The sequence below is a fragment of the Streptomyces sp. KLMMK genome (assembly GCF_036961605.1).
GTDB classification, from domain to species: domain Bacteria; phylum Actinomycetota; class Actinomycetes; order Streptomycetales; family Streptomycetaceae; genus Streptomyces; species Streptomyces telluris.
The window spans coordinates 1-19,361 of record NZ_JBAMDC010000019.1 but is presented as its reverse complement, the minus strand read 5'-3'; the positions used below and the strand labels follow the sequence as shown (position 1 = coordinate 19,361).

Annotated in this window: 21 protein-coding genes and 1 pseudogene; 4 read left to right on the top strand and 18 right to left on the bottom strand. The window is 70.5% G+C overall.

The annotated features are described in order from the left end of the window. Positions 1-3: 3 nt before the first annotated feature. The 16 genes from V7793_RS06055 to V7793_RS05980 form a co-directional block, all read right to left on the bottom strand. Entirely contained in the window at positions 4-234 is a 231-nt protein-coding gene (locus V7793_RS06055; RefSeq protein WP_335581859.1) for an acyl carrier protein, read from the bottom strand. Beyond that, on the bottom strand, positions 231-1,256 hold the full coding sequence (locus tag V7793_RS06050; protein ID WP_335581858.1) for a beta-ketoacyl-ACP synthase 3: 1,026 nt from the start codon (positions 1,254-1,256) through the stop codon (positions 231-233). Before V7793_RS06050 ends, V7793_RS06055 begins: the two co-directional genes overlap by 4 nt. Next, entirely contained in the window at positions 1,253-2,266 is a 1,014-nt protein-coding gene (dmpG, locus tag V7793_RS06045) for a 4-hydroxy-2-oxovalerate aldolase (RefSeq protein WP_335581857.1), read from the bottom strand. Before dmpG ends, V7793_RS06050 begins: the two co-directional genes overlap by 4 nt. After that, positions 2,263-3,138 (bottom strand): acetaldehyde dehydrogenase, encoded by an 876-nt coding sequence (locus tag V7793_RS06040; RefSeq protein ID WP_335581856.1) that lies wholly within the window; start codon positions 3,136-3,138, stop codon positions 2,263-2,265. The genes dmpG and V7793_RS06040 overlap by 4 nt, the downstream gene beginning before the upstream one ends. A 55-nt stretch (positions 3,139-3,193) precedes the next feature. Beyond that, the gene (locus V7793_RS06035; RefSeq protein ID WP_335581855.1) at positions 3,194-3,778 is read right to left on the bottom strand and encodes a 2-keto-4-pentenoate hydratase; all 585 of its coding nucleotides are present in this window, start codon (positions 3,776-3,778) and stop codon (positions 3,194-3,196) included. A 486-nt stretch (positions 3,779-4,264) separates the two neighbouring features. Further along, the gene (locus tag V7793_RS06030; RefSeq protein WP_335581854.1) at positions 4,265-5,281 is read right to left on the bottom strand and encodes an endonuclease/exonuclease/phosphatase family protein; all 1,017 of its coding nucleotides are present in this window, start codon (positions 5,279-5,281) and stop codon (positions 4,265-4,267) included. A 164-nt stretch (positions 5,282-5,445) separates the two neighbouring features. Then, positions 5,446-6,357, bottom strand: a complete 912-nt coding sequence (locus V7793_RS06025; RefSeq protein WP_335581853.1) for a CPBP family glutamic-type intramembrane protease — start codon at positions 6,355-6,357, stop codon at positions 5,446-5,448. Between the two features lie 34 nt (positions 6,358-6,391). Beyond that, positions 6,392-7,084, bottom strand: coding sequence for a class I SAM-dependent methyltransferase (locus V7793_RS06020; RefSeq protein WP_335581852.1), 693 nt, complete (start codon positions 7,082-7,084; stop codon positions 6,392-6,394). Further along, positions 7,078-7,704, bottom strand: coding sequence for a hypothetical protein (locus V7793_RS06015; protein WP_335581851.1), 627 nt, complete (start codon positions 7,702-7,704; stop codon positions 7,078-7,080). The genes V7793_RS06020 and V7793_RS06015 overlap by 7 nt, the downstream gene beginning before the upstream one ends. Continuing rightward, positions 7,701-8,465, bottom strand: a complete 765-nt coding sequence (locus V7793_RS06010) for a hypothetical protein (protein WP_335581850.1) — start codon at positions 8,463-8,465, stop codon at positions 7,701-7,703. The genes V7793_RS06015 and V7793_RS06010 overlap by 4 nt, the downstream gene beginning before the upstream one ends. Before the next feature lie 63 nt (positions 8,466-8,528). Beyond that, entirely contained in the window at positions 8,529-9,062 is a 534-nt protein-coding gene (locus tag V7793_RS06005; protein WP_335581849.1) for a hypothetical protein, read from the bottom strand. Between the two features lie 35 nt (positions 9,063-9,097). Then, complete coding sequence (locus tag V7793_RS06000) at positions 9,098-9,403, bottom strand: hypothetical protein (RefSeq protein WP_335581848.1); 306 nt, start codon at positions 9,401-9,403, stop codon at positions 9,098-9,100. A gap of 155 nt (positions 9,404-9,558) precedes the next feature. After that, positions 9,559-10,761 carry a glycosyltransferase gene (locus V7793_RS05995; protein ID WP_335581847.1) on the bottom strand — a complete coding sequence of 401 codons (1,203 nt, stop codon included), beginning with the start codon at positions 10,759-10,761 and terminating at the stop codon, positions 9,559-9,561. 342 nt (positions 10,762-11,103) lie between these two features. Next, positions 11,104-11,832 carry an HAD family hydrolase gene (locus V7793_RS05990; protein WP_335581846.1) on the bottom strand — a complete coding sequence of 243 codons (729 nt, stop codon included), beginning with the start codon at positions 11,830-11,832 and terminating at the stop codon, positions 11,104-11,106. Positions 11,833-11,974: 142 nt separating this feature from the next. Next, positions 11,975-12,526, bottom strand: a complete 552-nt coding sequence (locus V7793_RS05985) for a helix-turn-helix transcriptional regulator (RefSeq protein ID WP_335581845.1) — start codon at positions 12,524-12,526, stop codon at positions 11,975-11,977. A 191-nt stretch (positions 12,527-12,717) separates the two neighbouring features. After that, a complete protein-coding gene (locus tag V7793_RS05980) occupies positions 12,718-13,182 on the bottom strand; it encodes an ATP-binding protein (protein WP_335581897.1) in 465 nt (154 codons plus the stop codon). Between the two features lie 284 nt (positions 13,183-13,466). Here V7793_RS05980 and V7793_RS05975 point away from each other — a divergent pair, with 284 nt between their 5' ends. Both V7793_RS05975 and V7793_RS05970 read left to right on the top strand, forming a co-directional pair. Beyond that, positions 13,467-14,849, top strand: coding sequence for a Tat pathway signal protein (locus tag V7793_RS05975; protein WP_335581844.1), 1,383 nt, complete (start codon positions 13,467-13,469; stop codon positions 14,847-14,849). Positions 14,850-14,921: 72 nt separating this feature from the next. Beyond that, entirely contained in the window at positions 14,922-15,407 is a 486-nt protein-coding gene (locus V7793_RS05970) for an SAM-dependent methyltransferase (RefSeq protein ID WP_335581843.1), read from the top strand. Between the two features lie 91 nt (positions 15,408-15,498). On the opposite strand, the gene V7793_RS05965 is transcribed toward V7793_RS05970, so the two are convergent. Beyond that, on the bottom strand, positions 15,499-16,341 hold the full coding sequence (locus V7793_RS05965) for a hypothetical protein (protein WP_335581842.1): 843 nt from the start codon (positions 16,339-16,341) through the stop codon (positions 15,499-15,501). Between the two features lie 313 nt (positions 16,342-16,654). Here V7793_RS05965 and V7793_RS05960 point away from each other — a divergent pair, with 313 nt between their 5' ends. Together V7793_RS05960 and V7793_RS05955 are read left to right on the top strand one after the other, a co-directional pair. Continuing rightward, positions 16,655-18,145 carry a helix-turn-helix domain-containing protein gene (locus V7793_RS05960; protein WP_335581841.1) on the top strand — a complete coding sequence of 497 codons (1,491 nt, stop codon included), beginning with the start codon at positions 16,655-16,657 and terminating at the stop codon, positions 18,143-18,145. After that, complete coding sequence (locus tag V7793_RS05955; protein WP_335581840.1) at positions 18,142-18,837, top strand: HAD family hydrolase; 696 nt, start codon at positions 18,142-18,144, stop codon at positions 18,835-18,837. Before V7793_RS05960 ends, V7793_RS05955 begins: the two co-directional genes overlap by 4 nt. 149 nt (positions 18,838-18,986) lie before the next feature. Here the strand turns inward: V7793_RS05955 and V7793_RS05950 are convergent. Further along, positions 18,987-19,361: pseudogene (locus V7793_RS05950) on the bottom strand (hypothetical protein); the annotation flags it as partial.

Sequence of the window (19,361 nt, the reverse complement as noted above, 5' to 3'; positions counted from 1 at the left end):
CGCTCACCTGCCGGCCAGGCGCTCTTCGACCAGCTGGTCGAGAGCTCCCAAGGTCACGGCGGAGGACAGCACATCCTCCCCGATGGCCACCCCTGTTCGCTCGTGGAGCAGCAGGCCGAGCTCGGCGATGGCCAGGGAGTCCAGGCCAGCCTCCTCCAGGTGCACGTCCGGGCGCAGCTTCTGCGGATCCAGTGTCAGACCGGTGACGAGGATTTCCCTCAAGGACTGGTTCACGGTGCTGCCTCCTGTCGAGGGGACGAACCCACCTGGTGGGCCGCTGGATTCAGGTCGGGCCAGGTGACCGTGGTGGCCCCCCAGGTCAAACCGGCACCGAAGGCAGTCATCAGCACGCGATGCCCGGGACGAAGGCGGCCATCGGCCGACGCTGCGGCCAGCGTGAGGGCGATGGACGCCGCGCTGGTGTTCCCCACACGTTCGATGTGCTGCAGGACCTGCTGCCCGTCGAGGCGCAGCCTGCGGCCGACCGCTGCCGTGATCCGGGCATTCGCCTGGTGCGGGACGAACCGGTCGAGATCCTCAAGGCTCCACCCGGCTGCCAGTACCGCCTGCTGGGACACCTGCAACATGCGGGTGACGGCATGGTGGAACATCTCCGGGCCCCGCATGCGCATGAAGCCGCCGTGAGGAACCACCAGCGCGTCAGCATGCCCCCCGTCGGCTCCCAGAAGGATGGGCCCCAGAGCGCCCGGCTCCTCTGCGGTGCCGCGGCGCAGCACCAGCGCCGCGGCACCGTCACCGAAGAGGGGGGTGCAGACCGGGTCCGTGGGATCGGTCAGGTGCGCGAGCCGGTCGGCGGCGACGACCAGGACCTGCCGCGCCGTTCCGGTGACGAGGAAGGCGTTCGCCACGCCGAAGGCGTACAGGAGACCGGTGCACGCCGCGGCGACATCGAACGCGGGAATGCCGGGCAGTCCGAGCCGCGCGGCCACTTCGGGCGCCGTGGCCGGCAGGCGCTGGTCGGGGGTTGCGGTCGCCAGGACTAAGACGTCCACCGATGTGTCCTCGTGGGACGCCAGGGCCCGCGCACCTGCCTGTACGGCGAGGTCAGCGGTCGAGACGTCCCGGCCGGCGCGGACCCGGTGGGTGATGCCGGTCCGCGAGGCGATCCAGTCCGCTGTGATCCCTGCCATGGGTGCGCAGATCTCTTCATTGGCCACCACGGTGTCCGCCAGCGCGGTGCCAAGACCGCAGATCACTGCCACCGGTGAGCCGTGCCTACTACCAATGTCGGTCACGATGCCTCCTTCACTGCCCGGATGACGTCCGCGATCAGGTCTTCCTGGCCCGCTACGACCTGGCGTCGGCCCAGCTCGGCGAAAACGTCCATGGGGTCGACGCCTGCGGCAGCGGCGGCCGACAGCACCGGCAGCTTGAAGCCGGAGAACACGCCCGCCAGGCCCGATATCACGCTGACCGAGTCGATCGTCGGCGGGCCGGGCATCAGATGCTCCTGCGCCAGGTCGGCCGCGTGGAGTAGAGCGCGCAGGTCGATGCCGGTCGGATGCCCCGTGCGGTCCAGCACCGCGGCGAGGACCTCGAGCTGGGTGTTCCCGGCCCCGGCCCCGAACCCCCGTGCGCACGCGTCGATGATCGTCGCCCCGGCGTCGAGGGCGGCAAGGGAGTTGGCCACGGCCATGGAGAGGTTGTTGTGTCCGTGAAAGATCACCGGCACGTCGACCGCCGCGCTGATGGCTGCGATCCGCTCGGAGACTTCGACGGGCAGGTAGTGCCCGGCGGAGTCCATGATCCCAACCGCCTGCGCGCCGAAGCCGGCCGCGCGCGTGCACTCCTCGGCTAGTCGGCCCGCGTCGGTCATGTGGCTCATGAGCAGCACGACCTGCGCTTCGACCCCTAGTTCACGCACCATGCCGAGGTGTCGTTCGGTCAGGCTGGACTCGGTGCAGTGAGCGGCAACCCGCACGACGTCGGCACCGTGGTCGACGGCCTTGCGTATGTCCCTGCCGGTGCCCCATCCCGGAGCTATGAACACGCCCATCCGTGTGTTGGTGAGGGCCTCGCGGACGGTGGCAAGCATGGCGTCGTCCTCCAGCCGCGACCGGCCGATCTGGAGGGAGGAGGCGCCCAGGCCGTTGCCGTGTCCGACCTCCAGCACAGGGATACCGGCCCGGTCGGCGGCCTCGGCGTACAGGCGCAACTGCTCGGTGCCGAGCTGGTGGCGGACGGCGTGCTGGCCGTCCCTGAGCGTGGCGTCGTGGATGACCACGCCCCCCTTGTTCGTCTTCACAGGGCCTCGACCTCCCGTGTAGCCGCGTAACGCTCCGCCAGCAGCACAGCAGCGGCGTTGATGATCTCCACGTTCCCGGCGTACGCGGGCAGCCGGCCGCCACGGGCGGTGACGTTCACGGTGGCCGTGATGCGCTGGTCGTCCACGGTGAACGAGGCCACCTCGTATCCGGGTGCGAACACGCGGACTGCGTCGGCGACGGCCTGCGTGCCGGCACGCAGGGGTTCCGGCTGGATGTCGGAGGCGAGCACCGTGACCTCGGCACGAAAGACCGGCGCTGGAAGAGCCGGGCTGATAGTAGCCATTACTTTGGCGCGGGGGACGTGGGTGAGCTGGCGCACGGCATATTCCGTGGTGGCGATGTACTCGTCGAGGTTCAACCGGGTGGCCCGGCCCGCGCTCGCCGAGGCCACCGTGGTGACGACCTCGATGTACTGGGGCACGCAGTGCTGGGCCACCATGTCGAGCACCGGCAGCACAGCCTGTCCTCCGCAGCTGACCAAGCTCAGGTGGCGAGAGGACTCGGCACGAAAACCGTTGACCGTCGGGGCGACCATGGCTCCCGAGCTGCTCGGCGTCAGGTCCACCAACAGGACACCAGCGGAAGCAAGCGCGGCCCAGTGGGCGGGGTGCGCGGCCGCGTTCGAGGCATCGAAGACGACGTCGATGTCGGCGCCGGTCACGGCGTCAATGCCATCGGTGGAGGTGGCGCAGCCGATCCGGGCGGCCAGGCGCAGGCCGGTCGTGCTGGTGCTTCGTCCCGCGACGAGCGCACAGGTCATCGTGGGCGACCTGGTGAGTCGGTCGGCCAAGTCAATCCCGAGCATGCCAGCGCCGATCACGGCCGCCCTCAGCTGGGGACGCTTCGACATAGGGAATCCTCTCGTGGGAAACGGGTTCATCGACGTTGGGTGCTGCGGCCGTGCATCACGCAACCTGCAGGCTCGCCGGAGGAAGGCGGGGTGAGGACACCGAGACGGCCGCCCCCAGCGGAAGCGGAATACTGGCGTGCACGGCTCCGGCCAGCACCAAGTCACCACTCTTCAGGCCGGTGCCCAAGCCGTGAAGGCGCCGTGCGAGCCAGGCAACGGACCGGAACGGATCCCCAAGGACGGCCCGGCCATCTCCAGCAGCGACTTCACTCGCGCCGACGCAGAGCGTCAGCCGCTCGTCGCCCAGGGACCACCCGGGGAGCGGTACGCCGTTGCCGAGGACGAACCGTGCACAGGCAGCGTTGTCGGCCACGCTGTCCGCGAGCGTGATTCCCTGCAGGTCGAAACGGCTGTCGATCACCTCCAGTGCCAGGCAGACCTCGGCCACCGCAGCCCGGACGTCCTCCACCGTCACGCCGGACCCACACAGGTCCGTCCCGAGCCGGAAGGCGAACTCCGCCTCCACACGCGGCAACAGCAGACCAGCCGCACGAAGAACCCCGCCATCGGCGACGCTCATGCAGTCCAGGAGGATCCCAGAGTCCGGCTCATCGATACCGATCTGCTGCTGCATGGCCACGGAGGTCAGCCCCACCTTGTGGCCAACGACACGGGCCCCTTCTCCCACACGCAGCGCCACTCCGCACCACTGCACCCTGTAAGCGTCGTCGAGGGACAGTCCCGGACGGCGACAGCTCAACAGCTCAACCGCCAGCCCTCGGCGCTCCGCCCGCTGTAGAAGCTGCGCCTCTTCTACGTGCCAGCGCTCCGTAGCAACGTGCCTGGAGGAGCTCCCGGCTCCGCTCCACACCACGGCCGGTGAGCCGGCTGGCGGTTCTTGGCCCCATAGGCCAGGCCCCTGGGCGAGTAACTCGCCCAGGACACCTAAATCGTCATACGCTTCCATGCAAGCCTCTCCCTGAAAGTCGAGACGGCCACACCGCGGCAGAGACCGCGTGCTGCGCGCCATCACACCGCCTCCGCCAATCCCTGGGGAGGGCCCGCACACAGGCCCACGGCTCGTAAGGGGGCCCGCAGGGCAGCGGCAATGAAGTGTCCGTTGTCTTCACGCGATCAGTGCCCAAGGCTCCAGCGGAGCGAAGCCCCGGCGCAGGCCTTCGATGAGCCTGCGGCGTGAGAGGTCGACGACCAGGACGTGATGGTCGCTGATCCCGCTCATGTCCACGACGCGGACGCTCACCACGGCCTGGACAGTCCAGGCGTCCATGTAGCCGCGGTCGATGCGGCTCTCGCCGCCTTGCCCGGCGCGGGCGAATCCGGCTGTCGTGGACAGCGCCTGGGGCTGTCCGAGGTGGAGGGCTGCGTACCGGGCGGGGTCGTGCATGCCGCAGTCCAGCATCACCTCGTCCACGATGGTGGAGCTCTTCCACGTCCCTTCCGGCTGCTTGATGGCGCGGTGGCGCCGGTGCACCAGGTCCGTGATGCCAGGGGAGTTCCAGTCGGTCTCGGGCCGTGGTTCGCCTGCGGGTACGGGGTAGTCGTTGGTGTCCCCGAACAGCCAGCACGCGGCGCGAGGACGGCCGGGTTCGGCGCCGTGGTGCGCTTTGACTTTGTCCACCAGGGCCGTCAGCTCAAACGCCTCCGCCTCCCTCGCGACCGGCGAGCAGAACGCGCTGTGAAAGGCGGCCGTGACGACCGGCACCGTCGGCTCATCGCGCAGGCGCAGCAGCACGTTCGCGGGGGGAGTCCGGTACACCTGCGGGTGGTGGTACTGGGCGCCGATAGTGAAGGTGGACTCGCGCACCAGCACGCCGACCGGGTTGCGGCCCTGTCCCATCTTGGCGCGGAAGCCACGCATGGCCAGCAGACCCTGGGCCGCCTCCCAGCGCCGCTCGGCCGAGGCCTTCTCCTCGCTGCTGGCGTCGGACCGGGTCTGGGAGTACGTGAGCTCGGTCAGCCCGACCCAGTCAGGCCGCAGCGGCAGCAGGACCTCCTCGTACGCCTGCCGCCACCGGTCGGGTAGCACGCCGGGCGTCTCCTCCGGGCCGCCGTCGTGCTCCAGGTTCATCAGCACCAGACGGACGACTCCGTCAGGCACCGTCTCTACGGGTGATGTGCTCATGTCGCTACCCCTTCGGTGGAGTTGATGTCGTGGGCGCGGGCTCGAGGAAACCGCCCCCGGGAGCTGGCGGCCGTCCGTGCGACGGGAGGACTTCGGGCGGAGGGTCGCGGGGCCGCTCGCAGCCACGTGGCCCCCGCCGCGCTGAGGAACGGCGGTCCGGGGGATCACCAGATCTCCTTCGGGTCCGGGAGGAGGTCGTAGATCAGGTGGGCGAGCATCAGGGGGAGCAGGCGCTGGGTGTGTATGTAGAGGGCCACGCCTGCTGCGCCGAGGAGGATCGCGGCGAGGCCGGGGGCGCCGAGGTAGAGGTGGGTGGCCACGCGCAGGCTGATGCTGATCGTGTATGCGGTCCAGAGGGGGAGCCCTGCTCGGCGGGTGAGGAGCACGACCGCGGCGACGATGACCAGCTCTTCGAGCACGCACGTGTAGACGACGTTGGTCACCGGCAGCAGGGTCCCGGTCCATCCCAGCACCTCGGTCTGGGACTGGGCCGGGACGAGGGAGGGCAGCCGGTAGGCCAGGATGTCGAAGTATGCGACGGTCCGGTCGCAGGCGAGGTACATGCCTGCGCCGGCCAGGAGCCACTTGACGGCGCTTGTCTGCAGCGACTCGCGCTCCCCGTCGTGCAGGACCTGCCGGGGTGGGATGCCGTGCCGGTGCAGCAGGCTCAGTGTGAGCCAGGTGGCCAGGGCGGCGAAGGCGAGGCTGAACACCGCTCGCCCGGCCGCGGAGGGCAAGAGCGGTGCGATGCAGCCCGCGGTGATCACCGGCAGTGCCAGGTAGGTCTGCCACTGGCTGGTGGCACGCAGAGCGCGGATGAGCCAGATCCCGGCCGCCAGCGCGCACAGCGGCCCGGTGGCCCGTGACCAGCCGGCCAGCACCGGGCTGTTCGTGACGCCGTACAGGCCGGCGAGTTGGGTGGCTGATGCCGACAGGGCCACTGCCAAGGTGGCCGTAAGTAACCCGCCCAGTGTCAGCAGTGCGTGTCGTCTCTCCTTCCAGGACGCTGCGCTTTCGGGCGGTGTCAGGGCGCCAGGGGGCTGCGGGGTGGCGGCGGGTTGGGCGGGCGTGCTCATGGTGCTCCAGGCGTGGTCAGAGTGGCGGGCGAGGTCAGCGGCGTTGGGCGCGGATGAGAAGTGAGGGGATCGGTCGGCGGGGGTGGTGTGGGTTGGCGAGGCGGGTGAGGTGCTGGATGGTGAAGTTGTCTGCCAGCAGGGACTGCCACAGCGCGGAGGAGAGAACCCAGCGGGGGAGTGTCACGGTGGTGCCGTCCGGCTGGGGCAGGAGGGACGGCGCGGAGACGGGGCAGGAGTGGGCCGGAGCGCTGTCGGCGTCTTGGGCCATCGTGGCGATCACCAGCTGGCCGCCCGGGCGCAGCGCCGCGGCGGCCGCGGCCAGGACCTGGTGGGGGTCGGTGAAGCAGGCGGCGCCGAATCGCGAGAGGCACACGTCGTAGACCCCGGGCCGGTGGGCGAGGTGGCGTACGGCGTCCTCCGTCACGTACTGCAGGCCGGGCAGATGCCCGAAGCGGTGGCGGGCGAGCCCGGCAGCCGTCGGCGAGCTGTCCACACCCACACCGGTAGCTCCGTGCTGCTGGACGAGGTGGGCGAGGGGCAGCCCGGTGCCGCAGCCGATGTCCACCACCCGGCGGCCCTGGAGAGGGCCCAGGATCTCCGGCCCGGGACCATAGCTGTCGTACGCGTCCCAGAAGAACCGGTCCCGTGCGGTGCGCGCGGCTTCAGCCAGCGCCCGCTGGTGCCCGTGGGCGGCCCACGGGTCCGCCACCGTCGCCGGATTCACCATGATGATGTCCTTGGAGACAGCCCGTCGCGGCGCTCCGGCCGAGACGGGGAGGAGGCTTCACAGGCTCCACCGGAATCGGCGATGAAGGCGTGCAGGTTGTTGATCCGGCGTGCGCGGCTCTGCAGGAGGTGCACGTCGCGGCCCTGGTGCTGCGCGGTGCCGGCGACCTCGCAGCCGACTTCGTCGCGGGCGTAGCGCATGAGGCGCTCGGAGGGGGTCTGGGCGCGCAGCCAGGTGGCCGAAGTATGGCGGGCGGCGTAGTCGGCCGCCCACCAGGTGATCAACCGGCCCAGCCGCTCCGGCCGCGTCGCAGGATGAGTGAACATCGCCCCGACGGCCAGCGCCGGTTCAGCCTGCTGCTCCGTGCTCCAGCCACAGGCGGTGATGCCGGGGAGCAGGAGGACGACTCCGAGCAGGTGGGTGTCTTCGGTGAGTACCCACACCAGCGGCCGCTCTTCCTCGGTCGCCACGAGCAGGTCCTGCACGCGGCTGCGGTGATCCTCAAGATCACGGCGGTCATCGGGGCCCGGGTCGAGGGAGTTGATACGGTCGGTGACCAGGCCGACGATGGCCGGCTCGTCGCGCCGCTCGGCAGGACGCATCACATACACCGGCCTCACGGCTTCACCCCCGTCGCAGCGGCCTCAACGGCGGCGGCCAGACGCCGAGCTGCACGGGGGGTGAGGGTGCCGAGAGTGACCTCGTGGGAGCGGGAGTGCTGGCACCGGGTGCAGGCTGGGTTGGCCTTGACATCCACTGGGTCGGACAGCAGGGTCTGCACGTCGATGGCGAGGCGGTCAGCCAGCTGATGCAGGTCCGGCCACTCCTCCAGGTCGAGGTCCTCGCACTCTCGGCCGCTCAGCACATGACACAGCACCGCTGCGCTCTCGGCGCTGATTCCACCGATCCTGACCAGGCCCTGATGGCCCTGAGCTTCAGCACGAAGGTCATCGGCGTGGATACCGGCGGCGTGCAGGGCCTCGCGTAGTTGGTGGGCGGCCGCGTGCGGCTCGGGCAGGTGTTCCCTGACCAGCCCGGCCAGACGTTCGGCATCCAAGAGGGAGGTGAGGGCGATCTGCAGGGCCGGGGCGCCGGCGAGGTCGACGACGCTGACCTCGGCTGCGACGTTCCACCGCAGAAGCGCCTGGCCGAGCGCACGGGCCGCATCCGGGGCGAGCCCTTCACCGGTGGGAAGGAAGAACGTCCCGGTGTCGTCTTGCGGGAGGATCACGGTCACGGCAGGAGGTGTGCTGCTGCTCTTCAGGACCGGCTGCGTCCCGCCGGCGCGCAGCGCGGCCCTCAGGGCCCTGACGGCAGCCGGCCGCTGCCCTGCGGCACTCGCAGCAGGGGATGTTGTGGTCGCGGGGGTGCTGCTGGTCATGCTCACCGTTCCTTGTCTGCATGGTCGTTCTGGTGCGCGGGGGAGTGGGGCGCGGTCACGGCGTCACGGCTTCGAGCCGGTGCCGCGGGGGATGATGCTGGCCGGTGCCGGCACGGCCGTGCCGTTGGCGGCGGCGGGAGGGTGGCTGCTGCTGAGGAGACCCCAGCGCCAGGCGAGGTCGACAGCCTGGGCGGGGCTGCGGGCCCTGAGCTTGATCAGCAGCGTCCTGTCACCGGATCGAGGTCCGCCTCTGGCGTGGTTGAGCAGCACGGCCCGTTCACCGGGCGTCAGCCGCGGCGCGCTGTCGATGCTGCGTGGCGGGGTGGGGTAGGAGGGGTGGCAGTAGGCGGCATGCACCACTGCGGGCGCCCGCGGGGACGACCCCAGTACCTGTGCCGCCGTGACCAGATATGAGGCGACGGTGCCGGGCGTGAGCTGCAGTGCCCGGGCGGTCTCCCGCCGGGTCCAGCCGCTTGCGATGAGCGCGATCACGGTGCGGTGCGGAAAGCCGATGAACCGGGCCGCCGCCAGAGCCCGCACCTCACCCGGCGACAGCACCGGCGTCAGGACCGCCGAGCACAAAGCAGCAGATGGCACGGCAGCCCCCTCAACTCCTAACGGAGATCGGGCCATCACTTGGCCCTCCGTCCCGGGGAAGCAGCGCGGCGGGTCGGTGCTGGCCGGGTCGTGGCCAGGGCCGCGAAGAGCTTCTTGGGGTTCGTGGTGCCACCGGGGCGGACGATCCAGTGCAGATCCCTGTCGGAGCCGCGGGCGCTGGGGAGGGGTAGTTCGAGGACGGCTCCCTTGCGCATCAGGCGGACGCCGCGCAGCTGCGTCCAGTCGGGATTCGGGGTGAGGGGGATGAGGAAGGCCCAGGTGCCGCAGGCGCCGGCGAGGACCGGTCCGGGGTCCGGGCCGATCCGGTCCAGGGCACGCATACCCTCGGCTGCGGGAACCCTGACGGCATTCCATTCGATGCCGCATCGTGCCCGGTGCACACCACCCAGCGGCACCGGGCGCCTCGGACGCTGCATGCTGATCCCGCGCGGAGCAGCATGCACCCGGTAGGGGTTGATCACGGTGGGGAGGGAAGTCACGAGGCCGTCACCCTCTCGCGCCCGGACCCCGGGCCCAGAACAGGGCTGAGGGGCGAAGCCCCCGCCGGCTGCCCGCCGGTGATGGCCCGCTCGGCCAGCGCCTGCACCTCGGAACGGGGCTGGCTTCCGGCACGGGCCGGGCGCACCGACCTGTATGCGGAGGCTGCCCGCGTGGCGATGCTCCCCCAGGACAGGGGGCCTTCGGCAAGGCGCCGACCGCGGCGCCCCCGCGCGCGGGCCCGCGACGGATGCCCATGCAACTGGTCGAGCAGGCTCGGGAGGTCGGCCATGGCGGGCTGCTCGGAGACCAGCGCGAATTCCCACGTGCGCGGGAACCCGGCCAGCGCCTCGGGAGTGGCGATCACCGGCAGCCCCGCAGCCATGTAGGCCAGGACCTGCGCCCGCATGCCAGAGGCCTCGCTGTGGCAGGCGATCCCGGCCGAGGCCCCGGTCAGGATCGCGGCGAGGTCGGGGACAGGCCCGTGCAGCTCGAATCTGGGCACGGTCGGCGGCAGGGACGGGGGGAAACGGCCGTAGACGGCCACCGGTATGCCCTGGGGCAGGCGTGCGTGGAGTGTCAGGAGCGCCTGGGCGTTGCCGGAGCGCGTGAAGTCGGCGGCCATCGCCACCGGCCCTTCTTGCACCCAGCCGCCGGTCACAGGCGCGGGGGCGGTACCGGCGGGGACGATGCTCACCTGCCCGGCCCCGGTATCGACCGCGTGCCGCAGATCCCGGCCGGTCAGCGCCACCACAGCATCCGCCAGCTGGATCGCCTCCGCCTGCACCCCGACCCGACGGCGGGGCGACAGCAGAGGCTCGTGCTCGACGGCGCGCATCTCGTACACCAGCGACGCACCCACCAGGTCGGCGAGCTGCCGGCCGCAACGCACCACCAGTGCACTGTCATCGAGGACGAGGACCTCCGGGCGCCGCTCCAGCACCAGCTGCCGCAGGCGCTGGGGACTGCAGAAGTCGCCGGGGGAGAGATACGTGCAGGGGAACGGCCAGCCGGCCACCGGCTCGGAGCCCGGGCTGCGACCGCGGTCATAGAGCAGGACCTCAACCTGCACGCCCAGGTCACTTTCGGCCAGGTGCCGGTTGAGTTCCAGCACCCGCACCGCCGCCCCACTTAGAGGAAGCGCACCGGCGAACCCGTCGGTCGCCGCGATCACCAGCACACGCAGCAGTTGCTCACGCATCCACCACCACCCCCACTCGTGCCCGACCCGGCACCAGCAAGGCCGACGCAGCCTCCACCAAGAACACGGTCAGGCCGTCGCGGGGCTGCGCATTGCCGCCGGCGTCGATGTCGGCTGGACGGGTCCGGAGGGGCAAGGCGAGGGTCAGGGCAGTGGCCGGTGAGGGTCTCAGACGGGGTGCAGGCATGGCGTAGTCCTCGGGAGTCGGTGTGTGGCGGGCGCGCTGGGGTGTACCGCGGTACGGAGCGACGGGCACAGGGGTGGTGCACCGTCTGGTGGTTCGGGCCCTGCCAGCGCCATGCAGGACTTGGTGCTTCCAGACGGAAGGAGGAGCGGCAGGGCTCAGGTGCGCAGGACGCTGGCCAGAGCGGGGGCGCCGGGGCGGGGCTGGCTGCTGGCCGTGGGGCGGTATGCGGGGGACAGCAGCCAGTCGACGGCCTCCACGACCGAGGATGTTGTGTGCGTGGGGGAGGCGCCGGTGATGGCGCTGTCGGCGATGGTTTCGCCGGAGATCCACACGGTGTCCAGTCCGGCACGCATGCCGGCCACGATGTCGGTCTCCAGCGTGTCCCCGACCATCACTGCGGGCCCGTCACCGGCCTGGAGGGCATCGAGAGCGATGTGCAGCAGGGCCGGGTCGGGCTTGCGCACGCCGTAGTCGCCGGAGACGACCACAGCCCGCGGGAAGTACGCGGCGAGCCGGGCCATGCGCAACTTGAGCCGCTGGGCGGCCGGAGCGCCGTTGGTCACCACCCCCAGGCTCCAGCCGTCCGCCACCAGCCGGTCCAGGGCATCACAGACCGCCGGCCGGTAGGGCACCAGCTCGGCCGACCGCCGCCGGTACTGGCGGTGGAGATCCTCAACGGAGGCCGGGATCGCGAAGGCCTTCTGGAGGGCGCCGAAGAACTCGTGCCGGGCCTCGCCGCGTTCATGGTCGGCTCGGTGAATGTCCGCCAGCGGGATGCCGTGACAGGCGCTGAACTCGCCTGCCCAGCGGACGAAGGCGGTGCGCTGATCGGTCAGCGTGCCATCCAGATCAAAGAGAGCGACCTTTGCGGCAGAGGTGTACATAGCGGATGGCTCCAGACATGGTGGCGCGGACCAGGCGGCAGCGCAGGCGCCACCGGGAGGTACAAGGGGAGAGAGGGATAGGCAGGGGGAGGGGAAGAGCTTGGGGGCGAACGGGGCGGCGCGAGTTCTCGGGCCGGTGGGGTTACTCGTCCGGCGGGACGACGGTGTGCGTGGCTTTCAGTACCTGGTAGGCGTGACCGAGCCACACCAGGTGTGCCGAATTGCGGGCCTTGGCCCGGTCCGTCAGGTTATGGATGCGCACGCGGGCTTCCGGTTCGGACAAGCCCAGGAACTGGGCAATCTGCCCGGGCCTGGCCCGGGTGGCCACCGCCTGCCAGGTACGGCGCTCCTCCTCAGTGATGTCCCACGGAACGGGGAGCGGCGCCGGGGGTTGCAGCGCACCTGTCACGATCGCGGCATGGACTTTGACCGGGCGGCTGCGCGCGAGCAGCTTGTCGCCGATGGAGGTCAGGTGACGCGTGACCGTCCCCGGCTGCACGCCCAGGGCCTTGGCGGCCTCCGCATCACTGGCGCCGCGAGCGACGTGCTGCATGACCGCGCTCTCCCTCGCGGTCAGTTTCACCGCGAAAGCTCTGGCGGGGTGATCTGCCGAGCCGGAAATCGACATGGTGCTCCAGTTCTCCACAGGTGATGTCAGGGGCAGGGCGTCGCGTTCGGGTGCCGTCGTCTTCATGGTGGTCTCTCGGCGAGCTCGGTCAGGTTGAGCGCGGCCCGGGCCGGCTTCCGAAGCCCCGCCAGCGTCGCAACGGACGTCGCCTGCCCGTGCCGGACGCTGACTGCGCGGGCCAGGACACCGGCTTCTGCGGTCCGGGTCGGCGCACCAGCAGGGTGTGCTGCTGGGGGCGAATGAGAGTGTGCTGGTCCTCATGGGCGTCTGCCGTTCCTGCTGCCGGTGGATGGCGTGAGGCAGGCCCATGTGCAGCGGTGGCCGTTGGCCAGGGTGCGCCAGCCCCACAGGGCCAGTGACTCCACCAGCAGCAGCCCGCGTCCGTGTTCGGCGTCGTCGTCCGGGCAGGCCAGCGACGGCGGCGCGGTGCCGCCTTTGGTGCCGCCGTCCTCGACTTCGACCAGCACCATGCCCCCGGACTCGGCGACGCTCAGGCCGATCTCCTCACCGCATGCGGGGGTGGCGTGCTGGAGGGCGTTGGCCAGCAGTTCGCTGAGTACCAGTTCCGTGTCGAAGCCGATGTCCGGTTCGACCGCCCAGCGGGCGAGAGTGGAGCGCACGGCGTGGCGGGCCTGCCCGATCGCTTCCTGGCGGGGTGCAACTCCCCTGCTTTCGATGTGCTCAGCCCTTAAGCGGGGGCGTTTGCGCAGCGCAGGCGGCATTCCTGCACCGGGGGCTGCAGGCTGCCAGCCGGGCAGGGGGCCGACGTGCCCGCGTGCCCTGGTGATCACCGTCATCTGCTCCTCCGGGGTCCTGGCCCCTCACCGCGCCCCATGCGGGCACACCCTGGCAAGGCGCCGCAGGGAGTGAACCTCCCGTGGCGTAAACCGAGTTGGCCGATATCGTGGTGCTGAGGAAACCGTCTCTGATCGCTCGTGGGCACCGGCGGGAGCGCGAGGGGCCGGGTAAAGCTGGTAAAGATCGTTTCGTGGACAGGGGCGCACCGATGGCGCACACACGCAACGCCAAGCTCGCGGCGGCGATCGGGGAAGTGGGCTGGTCTCAGGCACAGACGGCCCGGCACTTTGCCCGCGTCGCACGGGAAGCCGGGGCCCCCGAGCTGGCCGGCACGACGCGCTCGCACATCAACCAGTGGATCCGCGGCGCGCAGCCCAGCGGGAAGGCGCCCCCTATCTTGTGCGAGACGCTCTCGCGCGGCCTGGGACGCACCATCACCCCGGCCGAGATCGGCCTGACCAGCAGCCAGGGCGGACCGGTGGCCTCGTGGGGCACCGACCCGCTCAGCGCGCTGATGGACACCACGGGGAAGGACCTGGACATGGAGCGCAGGCAGATACTGACCGGCACGGCCTACTCCGTGGCCGGGCTGATACTCCCCGATCCCGCCTGGTGGGACCAGGCCCCCCGGCAAGCCCGCGAACGCCGCCCCGCCTCCACCCGCCCGGTCGACGCAGGGGACGTGGACAGCGTGCGCGAGATGGTCTCCTTCTTCTCCCGACGCGACCAGCGCCGCGGCGGCGGCGACGCACGCGCCGCCCTCGTGGCCTACCTGCGCACCGACATCGCCACCTATCTCAACGGCCGCTTCCTCACCGAACAGGTACGCCAGCACATGTTCACCGCCGCCGGAGAAGCGGCCTACCTGGCCGGATGGACCGCCTTCGACGCCGGCGAACACGCCCGGGCTCAGGGGTACTTCACCCTGGCCGTCCGCCTCGCCGCCGAAGCCGACGACGCCCCCCTGGCCGGCCACATCCTGCGCGCAATGGCCCACCAGGCCGTGGACCTGGGGCACCCCCGCGCAGCCGTAACCCTGGCCGGCGCTTCCCTGGAACGCGGACGCTACACACAGGCCAGTCACCGGGAGAAGGCCCTCCTGGGCGTGGTCCATGCGCGCAGCCTCGCCGCCGCCGGCCGCAAGAAGGACGCACTCGACGCCCTGCTCCGCGCGGAGAACGACCTGAGCAACGCCCGGGAAGGCGACGACGAGCCGGGACGGGTCTGGTTCTTCGCCGAGGCCAGCCTCGCCCACGAAACGGCCTGCACCCTCCGCGACATCGCCGACCTCCCCGCGGCCGAGCGCGAGTTCCGGCGCAGCGTTCGCACCCGCCGCCAGCAAGCCTTCGCCCGGACCCACACGGTCACCCTCGGCTACCTCGGCGCCATCCAGGCTCAGCAAGGATCCCTCGAAGCCGCCTGCGCCACCTGGAACCAGGCCCTGGACGCCATGGGCGGCATCCACTCCGGACGCGCCCGCGACACCGTCGTGCACATGCGCCGCGCGCTGTCGCCCTTCCGCCGCCGCGGAAACCCCGCTGCTACCGACCTCGATGCCAGGGCCCGGGCCGCACTGACCCGCGTAGGCTGACCCAGCCATGACAGCGCACAGGGCGGGGATCCTGACGACCGGAGGCCGCCCGGGGTGAGGGAAAGGGAAACGATGCCCGCCAAGTCCTTTGAGATCCACAGCATCGCCACCGTCGTCGGCGGCCACACCACACCGGCCGACGACTACCAGGGCGGCATCGAAGCGATCATCCGGCTCCACCCGCAATACCCTCTGGAAACCCTGCAGGGCATCGAGGAGTTTTCCCATCTCACCGTCGTCTGGCACTTCCACCGCGCCACACCCGACGACGTCGCTCTGCACGCCCGCAGCCCCCGCGGCGACGCCCGGTGGCCGGCGACCGGCACCTTCGTCCACCGCAACCACCGCCGCCCCAACCAGCTCGCCCTGTCCTTCCCCCGCCTCCTGCGCGTCAAAGGCCGCGACCTGCACGTCACCGACCTCGATGCCATCGATGGCACCCCGGTCGTGGACCTGGCCCCCTACTTCCCGCAGATGGGACCCCGCAGCACCGTCACCACACCCGACTGGCCCGCAGAAATGCTCCACCACTACTGGGACACCCCCACCCAGCGCTGACCCACCGCACCACCGGACCTGCTGCACACGGACAGGGAACGACCGGAGGCTCGTCGCAGCATCCGCCCTTGTGCTTTGCCAGGAGCGCGCTTCAGCCATGGCGCCTGCCCCGTACGACCAGGGACGCGGGCCGGAAACCATAGGGCAGCGTATGGGAGCGCTGCTCGAGTCCGGCCGCGCGGACTAGGAGATGCGGTCCGCCGACGGGCAGATGACAGGAAGCCCACCGGTGATTGTCCAGGAGAAGACCCTCCCCGGCACGCAGGCGCACCAGACAGGACGCCAGCCGCACCGCCTCATCTAGATCGCACAGGCGCACAGCAGCCGCCGGACACCACCGCACACACCCCCTCACCCCGAGCCGGAAGGCCACCCGCCCGTCAGCCCTGCGAGCGAACACCGGGCCGCGCACGCCACCACCGCGTCCGGCGAACAGAGCCGTCGCCTCATCCGCGAACACCACCGCCGAGACCGGGTAGCGCCGCTGCAACTCGCGATAGGCCCGCCGCCCATCCACCAGATGCACCGGCACTCCTTGTGCGGGGGCGCGCAGGCAGGCCAGGAGCAGCAGGCGGGGCGGCTCTGCCAGGTCCGCCTCCGCGGTCGCCGGGCCACCGGGCACATGCATGGTGCTGCGGGCACAGGCCTGCGGGCCGCCGGAGCTGCCGGTGGACGTCAGGCCATCGGGGCCGCTGCCCGTGATCCGCTGGACCCGCATCACCCGGGTGGCGAAGCGGGCCGCAGCATCGCGGTCGGCCAGGCGTTCCAGCCGTACGAGTCCCGTGGCCAGCAGCCCTGTAGTGCCCTGCTGGACGTCACCCGTGCCCAGGGCCCGTACCGTGCTGAAGGCTGGTGTCGTGGTGCGCGCTGATGCCGGCAGGCCCCGCCTGGAGGGGCGTGGGGTATACGGCGCGGCCCCTTCCTCCTGAAGCATCAGCTCCTCCCCACGGGAAGAGGACAGCCGGCAACTAGGGGGGTAACGCCCGCCATGATGCGTCTCCTCTGAGGTCGGTCTCTGCCTGCCGCGAGGGGGCCAAGCTGCCTTGACCCTGCCGTGCGCTTCCGGGGGGGCCTTGACGAAGCCTGCTCCTCGCCATGCCGGACATCACTGTCCTGCGGAGGCATGAGTCTGAAGGCGATCTTGTTCCGGTCTCATCGCCACGGCGATATCGCTACAGCGATATCGGATTCCGAATACGCTTCCCTCACACTTCAGTTGGGTCTCACGAGGTATGGCGGGTGCCACCATGAAGACACCGAAGCGCAACTGCGCCCAGTGCGGGAACGCGCTGAGCCAGTACAACCCCGAACCTCTGTGCGCCTCCTGCTCCCGCACGGCAGCCGCCCCCCGGATCCCCGACCGCGCCTGGCGGGACGAGCACGTCATGCGTGCCCTGTCGGCCTGGGAATTCGGCGAAGTGCTGCGGCTGGTACGCCGCCGCGCAGGCGTGTCGCAGATGACGGTGCGCTCCCTGACAGGGCTGACCCAGTCCTACATCTCCGACCTGGAAAACGGCCGCAAACAACTCGGAAGCCGGGACGCCATCATCGACTTCCTCAACGGCCTCGGCCTGCCCGCAGACCTGCGCCCGCTGCTCCTGACACCCTTCCGAACACCGGAACAAGCGGCCATTTCCACCACCCCTGACCCCGCTCTGCCGTGGACAACGGCCCGTATGGTGACTTCACTGGAAGAGGCCGCCGGAGGTGTCATGAAGCGTCGCAGCGTGCTGGCAGCACTGGGAGGTGCCGGGCTCACGCAGTACGTCCTGCAGTCAGCCATCGCCCCCGCAGAAGCGATGGCCGCCTTCGCCCCTGACGGCACGAGAGTGACCGCCCCTCTCATCACCTCTCTGCAGGCCACCACCGATGCGCTGCGGCAGGTCGATGCCACCAGCGGCAGCGGAACACTCGCCGGCACAGCCCGAGCACACCTGAAAGTCCTCCTCAGACTGGTCAAACACGGCACCTACGACGAAGACACAGGGCGCAGGCTCGCGGCAGTGACCGCCGACACCGCCATCCAGACCGGCTGGTACACCTTCGACAGCGGCGCACACACCGCGGCACAGCACCTCTTCCTGGGCGCCCTGCGAGCAGCCCACGCATCCGGCGACTCCCGACTCAAGGCCGCCGCACTGTCCTTCCTCGCCATCCACGGCTACTCCGTCGGCGACCCCCGCAACGCCATCACCGCCGCACGGACCGCACGCAAGGGCATCAGCGACCAGGACTCACCCGCCCTGCACGCCATGCTCCTGACACGCCAGGCCCGCGGCCACGCCCGGCTACGCGAAGAACGGCACGCCCTGGCAGCCCTCGACGAAGCCGAACAATGGCGCATGCGGGGTCCTGGCGAGCACGACCCCCACTGGCTCTACTGGATCAACCAGGGAGAAATCCTCGGCCAGCGCGGCAGCTGCTACCTGGAACTCGCGCGCCCCGCCGAAGCCGCAGAGGCCTTCGCTGACGCCCGCGGCGCCCTCAACCCCGAAGACACCCGCACCCGCGCCCAGTTCCTCTCCCGCGCCGCCACCGCCCAGATGCGCGCCGGAGACGCCGATGCCGGATGCGCCACCGGTGAGGAGGTCCTCACCCTCGCGAACGGCATCCACTCCGCCCGCCTGGACGAGCACCTCCACTCCATGCTTCACGAAGCCCACCGATTCCACACTGCCCCGGCCCACTCCCTTCTGGAACGAGGACGAACCGCCATGAAGGAACGAGCCGCCCGATGATCCTAGTGCTGTGGGACATCGACCGGACCCTCCTCTATATTGGCGAAACCGACCGACTCGTCTACCGGGAGATCTTCGAAGAAGTCATCGGCCGACCGCCGCAGGCACTGCCCGAACGAGGGACCGGAGTGACCATGCCCTGCGCGGTCCGCGACCTCCTCCTCGCCAACGACGTACCGGCCCCTGCCCTCGACCAGCTCATCGCGCGCATCACCGAAAAGATGCCCGCCCAGCTACGCCGCCACCAGGCAGAACTCCGCAAGAACGGCCACCTGATGCCTGGCGCGGTAACGGCACTCAAGGCAGTGCAGCAGGCCCCACAGCTCATCCCGACCGTGGTCACCGGCAACCTCAAGGACAGCGCACTGATCAAACTGGAGACGTTCGGGCTGACCAGCTACCTCGATACAACCGTGGGAGCCTACGCCTCAGATGACTCCCACCGCCCAGCACTGGTACGCATCGCACAACAGCGAGCCGAAGCCGCGCACGGACAGCCATTCAACCGAAACAACACGGTCATCATCGGGGACTCCCTCCAGGACGTCCGCACGGGAATTGAAGGGGGCGCTAAAATCATCGGCGTCGCCTCAGGAACGACGACAGCCGCGAGCCTGAAAACCGCAGGAGCTGACCACGTCATAGCGGATCTCGCCGACGCGGACCACCTCCTCAGCCTCCTCACGAGCTGACCAGTCGCCGTCCCCTGCCCACCGAGGCCCAGGTCATCGGGACCCACCATCGGGGGCGCAGCCAGAAGCGATGCCCGGCACCACGCCCGTCGCCGGCATCCGCGTGGGCGGTGACCGGCTGGCACTCTCGCGAGGAAGAGCCGATCGACTTAGAGCACCCGGCCCGCGCGGTTCTCGCGCTCCTCGCCAGCGCCCTGATCGCCCCGGCCGCCGCCGTGCTCCACGGCCAGGCGGACACCTTGTTTGACGACGGCTCCCCGGCCCGTACGGCCGTAGCCATGCCGGGCCTCCCGCCCGAGGGCGGAGGAGCAGCTCGCGCGGGTGAGTTCCAGCAGCTCCGGTACCCCTTCGACCGCACGACGCCCGGTGAAGGAAGGCACGAGGCCATGGATCAGCTCGATGCAGCGCGGGGCGCCGATCTGCCGCGCCATGGTGAGCGCCTGGTGCGCGGTGTGCGCGGCCTGGTCGATAGCGCCGGAGGCGATCAGGCTTTCGGCTTCGTAGGTGAGGAATACTGCCCTCGT